A 1,794-nucleotide genomic window follows, 5' to 3' on the forward strand; every position below is an offset into this window, starting at 1 on the left:
TGGTCCCAAACGGTCAGAGCCCGATGCTGGACTTGCGCCTTCCGCCAGTGGCGTTTTCGCTTTTCGACCATCTGGTGTTGCCATCGTGGATGCGCCAAATGGCACGTTGGCAGAGATGCTTGATGTTCCCGCGTAGTAGCCACCACCAATTGGTCCGCGCCCATGACGTGTGTTGACAAATTGCGCCAACTCATCGATATAAACTTGGTAAGCATCAGCCAGCAGTTGGTCGACATAATCGTCGTCATTGCCGTATTTTGGCGCGAAGTTGATTAAGCGTTGGCGAAGTTGTTCGTTCTCAATACCATCGAAGTCTTCTTCTAATGCTTTTGCCAATTCCGTTTGGCTGATTTGTGCTTCTTCAAACACTAAATGTTTGATCGCCGCCAAACTGTTACCCAAATTGGCAATACCCACTTGCAGGCCAGATACCCAATCGTATTTCGCTCCGCCTTCTTTTACTGTTTTACCGCGCGCCAAACAGTCATCCACCAGCGATGAGCAGAAAATATCTTGCGCTTGCTGTTCAAGCACACTGTCGACTACGGTATCGATCTCAATCGATTTACGTGTGTAGTAGCGAATTTGCTCCGCCCAAGAAGCGGTGACTTGATCAAAACTCTCGAAGTTGCCTTTTGCCAACGACTTATCATGCGGCAAGAAGGCTTTGCCCGTGGTTGCATCCACACCTTCGTTAAGCGCCGCCAGCAAAATACGCGCAAAGTTAATGAAACTCATACCCGTGCAACGGTAACCCCATTTGCCTGGAACAGCGGTTTCAATACAGCCAATAGACGCGTAGTTGTAAGCGTCTTCTTTCTCAACGCCAAGCTTGATGAACTCTGGAATGACAATTTCATCGTTGTTGAATGCAGGCATACCGAATCCGCATTTGATCACTTCAATACAGCCCATCAAGAACTCTTGATTCAGACCTTCATGATAGCGAACACTCAAGTTCGGTTGCGTGGAACGTAGCTGACCACAGGACTCTAAAATCGCCCAAGATAGCGGGTTTACGGCGTCTTCAGGTTCTCCATTCTCATTCAGCTTTTGGCCACCGATACAGACATTTTGATACAGCGGAGAACCTGCCGATGCTTTTGAGTGTGCACCAGAGCGAATCTTGTTTACTTCAAGCAATTTCAACCAACAGCTTTGCAATAACTCAAGGGCGAACGCTTTGTTCATCGTGCCACTTTCAAGATCACGCACGTAGTAGTCGTTTAGGAACTGGTCCATCCGACCGAATGAAACAGAGTGGCCATTCGATTCAATTTGCAACATCAACTGCACAAAATAGCTCAGTTGCAGAGCTTGCCAGAAGTTGGTTGGCGCATGGAAAGCCACATGACGACAGTTGTCTGCGATTGTCTCCAGTTCCGCTTTCCTCTCTGGTCGAGTTTCGTTTTGTGCCATTTCCAGAGCGAGATCAGCGTAACTCACCATGTGCTCCTGAATCGCAAGCAAGACAATTTCGACGGACTTATAAAACTGCTCTTTCTTCAACCCTTCATACGTCGACACGTCGTTATTAGCGCGATGCTGACGAACCTCATCCAGCAGACCGTTCATACCGATCTTCAGGATTTTTTCGTTATCCACTGCAAGGTGCGCGTCGCCCGAAGTCATGTTGCCCTCGGCTTTAATGATGGTGCTGGCTAGGATCTCTTGTTGTTCGTCGGTAAAAAGTCCATAGCAGCGATCTTGAACCGTTTTATCGCGCCAGTATGGCGTAATGGCGTGAATGCTTTGTTTGTCCTCTTCACTTACCGCAAAACCAGCCCCAGGTCG

Annotated in this window: 1 protein-coding gene; it reads right to left on the reverse strand. The window is 48.4% G+C overall.

Annotation, left to right across the window (positions count from 1 at the left end; all coding sequences use genetic code 11):
- Positions 1–1,794: formate C-acetyltransferase/glycerol dehydratase family glycyl radical enzyme (locus tag R7Z78_RS24165; protein WP_169643885.1), on the reverse strand; the 1,794-nt coding region annotated here is incomplete at both ends.

It is taken from the genome of Vibrio sp. 1167, from assembly GCF_033340375.1.
GTDB lineage: Bacteria > Pseudomonadota > Gammaproteobacteria > Enterobacterales > Vibrionaceae > Vibrio > Vibrio alginolyticus.